Below are 3,156 nucleotides of genomic sequence, written 5' to 3'. Positions count from 1 at the left end.
GCAGTCGCATCCTATGTGGATGCGTGGATTGAAAGCAGACGTTCCTCCTCAACTGCAGCTTGCCGCTCAAGTCGCATCCTATGTGGATGCGTGGATTGAAAGTCCAGGGTCAAGATAAACAATAGCCCCTCGCCCCGTCGCATTCTATGTGGATGCGTGGATTGAAAGATTTGCATCTCCACGGACTCCATGGCGTCGGCTATCGTCGCGTTCTATGTGGATGCGTGGATTGAAAGTATTGTCGATTGCTGTCGATAATTGCGTATTAAGAGTCGCATCCTACGCGGATGCGTGGTTGAAGGGATAAATGTGCAAATGTCGGAAGTTTCTATCCTAGTCTAGTTGTAGTTGGTACATTTATTTTGCAGGATTACTGGGATTCTCGTCTTGCAAGTGTATTTTGTACACTTAAAATAGCCGATTCTTGATTTAGTTAGGAAAATTGCTATTCTAAGTGTACTTTTTGCAATTAAGGTGAGGCTGGAGCGGATATGTGATATTTTAGCTGTGCTTTATGCAGTTAGAGGTCACGTTAGCGGGGAAGAGCCTCGCTTGGTCAGGCCGCCCAATCGGCAAGTTACTTTATTGACATCACGCAACATTATTGCGATAGCGCTCCAGTATCATCCAATTGGTACCGTGGTGCAGATCATAAGTGCAAATATACAACTATATTGGTGCATTATGCTCTCCCGTCGCATCCTACGCGGATGCGTGGTTGAAGGGATAAATGTGCAAATGTCGGAAGTTTCTATCCTAGTCTAGTTGTAGTTGGTACATTTATTTTGCAGGATTACTGGGAATCTCGTCTTGCAAGTGTATTTTGTACACTTAAAATAGCCGATTCTTGATTTAGTTAGGAAAATTGCTATTCTAAGTGTACTTTTTGCAATTAAGGTGAGGCTGGAGCGGATATGTGATATTTTAGCTGTGCTTTATGCAGTTAGAGGTCACGTCAGCGGGGAAGAGCCTCGCTTGGTCAGGCCGCCCAATCGGCAAGTTACTTTATTGACATCACGCAACATTATTGCGATAGCGCTCCAGTATCATCCAATTGGTACCGTGGTGCAGATCATAAGTGCAAATATACAACTATATTGGTGCATTATGCTCTCCCTAGTAGATATAACTGCTTTTCTACAACTATTTGGATGAAATTAGCTTCGGTTGGGGCTTAAATCAGGGAATAGTTGTATATGCGCAGTTATTTCCTGATTTCAGGGGGAATCTCCGAGAATAGTTGCATTTTAGCAGCTGTTTTTGAAATATGTGGAAAGTGGCTAATAGTGTGCAATAAGCGCGCTAATAGTGCGCCGAAAGTGCGGTAATCGTACCCTCCATATTGAGAAGCCGAAACATAACAAAGCTGGCGTCAGTAAATATATCGACGCCAGCTTTGTATTTACAAATACTGTTTCGTTTAGGTTAAGTCCGTGCAGGATTACCAGATGCTTACGCGGTCTTCCGGGGCGACGTACATGGCGTCTTTCTCGGTTACTTCGTAGGCTTTGTAGAATTCTGGGAAGCTCGAGACGGTGCGGTTGACACGTACCTTGTTCGCGGAATGGGTGTCAACGGTTGACATGTACGCCGCGATTTCTTTGTTCATTGTGGTGCGCCAGATGGTTGCATAGCCTTCAAAGTAGGCTTTGTAATCTGGATTTTTCGTTTTGGACAATACTTGCAGCGAAGCCGCCATACCGCCAAGATCGGCGATGTTCTCACTTACGGTCAGTTTGCCGTTATTGTATACGCCTGGAATGACTTCGACTCCGTCGTAGTAAGCGATGACTTGCTCGCATTTTTCCTGGAATTTCTTATAGTCTTCTGGAGTCCACCAATCTACTGCATTTCCGTTCTCATCATAGGCGGAGCCTAGATTATCGAAAGCATGGCTGATCTCATGCGCAATGACCATACCGATGGCTCCCAAATTCGTCTCATGCTTCGCATTGAGATCATAGAATGGAGCCTGCAAAATTCCTGCCGGGAATACGATTTCGTTATTCAGCGGATTATAGTAAGCATTTACGTCATATACACTCATCATCCAGCTGTTCTTATCAACAGGTTTGCCTAATGAAGCCACTGAATTGGCCTTATTGGCTTTGACGATGGCAATGATATTATCAAATAATGACCCGCCATCCTCGTAAGATTTAATAGTAACCTTGCTGAGTGGATCATTCCATTGATCCGGATAGCCGATCTTGATCGTCATTTTATCCAGCTTTTTAATGGCTTTGGCTTTGGTTGCCTCGGACATCCAGTCCAGGTTCTTAATCCGTTCCTTATAAACCTCAATGAATTCTTTAACCATTTGCTCGACGTCTGCTTTGGCTTCCTTCGTGAAGTAGCGCTCAGCGAACTCCTGGCTGAGATAGTCGCTCATGATGGCTTTCGTCGTCATCAGTGCGATCTCTTCATTTGTCTTTTCACCTTCAACTCCGAACATTTCCGCTTGGAATTCCTGTCCGGCTTTACTGAAATCTTCAGAGAGCAAGCCGCCCACAGACATTAACAATAGGGCTTTCGTATAAGTTTTGAGGGTATCGATATTTTCATCAGTCAGCAGTTCAGCTGATTTTTTTACTAACCCGACATCCGTCACAATCACTTTATCCGCTTTGTCGACATGAAGCTCTTTCATCATTTTTGCCATATCGAAGGACTTGAACAGCGCGATAAATTTGTCCTTAGCATAAGGATTGTAGAAATTATTCACATTCCCTTGATCCTGAATGTCCATGGTCGCTGCGGCCAGTTCTTTTTCGAAGGAGTACATCGCTTCAGCTTGAGCCTTTGCTGACTTCTCATCGGCGCCGGACAGCTTGAACAAATTGGTTAAATAGTTGGTATAGACCTTCTTCGTCTTCTCATCACCGGAAACATAGCTGTTCTTATCGAGTGTTGTGCCAAGACCTGAGAAATACAAGGCGTTCACATTACTGTTCTTGGCGTCTCCCGAGATAGAAAAAGAAAGAATTGAGCCGTTGGACATGGCGTTTTCAATTTCAATCGTTGCGTCAAACAACTGTTGAATCGAAGTGGCTTTATCAATAGCGGCCAAATAAGGAGCGATAGGCTTGATGCCTTGAGCGTTGCGGTGTTCTACATCGAGTGTGTTCTTATAGAAATCGGCAATTTTCTGTTCCA

General features: G+C 44.3%; 1 protein-coding gene. It reads right to left on the bottom strand.

Annotation, left to right across the window (positions count from 1 at the left end; translation table 11 throughout):
• Positions 1–1,441 precede the first annotated feature (1,441 nt).
• Positions 1,442–3,156, bottom strand: a 1,715-nt coding sequence (locus tag BFJ94_RS11480; RefSeq protein ID WP_162944242.1) for a M13 family metallopeptidase, incomplete at its 5' end; no start/stop codon positions are given.

It is taken from the genome of Paenibacillus aceti (genome assembly GCF_003614185.1).
Taxonomy (GTDB): domain Bacteria; phylum Bacillota; class Bacilli; order Paenibacillales; family Paenibacillaceae; genus Fontibacillus; species Fontibacillus aceti.
This window is presented reverse-complemented; position numbering and strand designations above follow the sequence as displayed.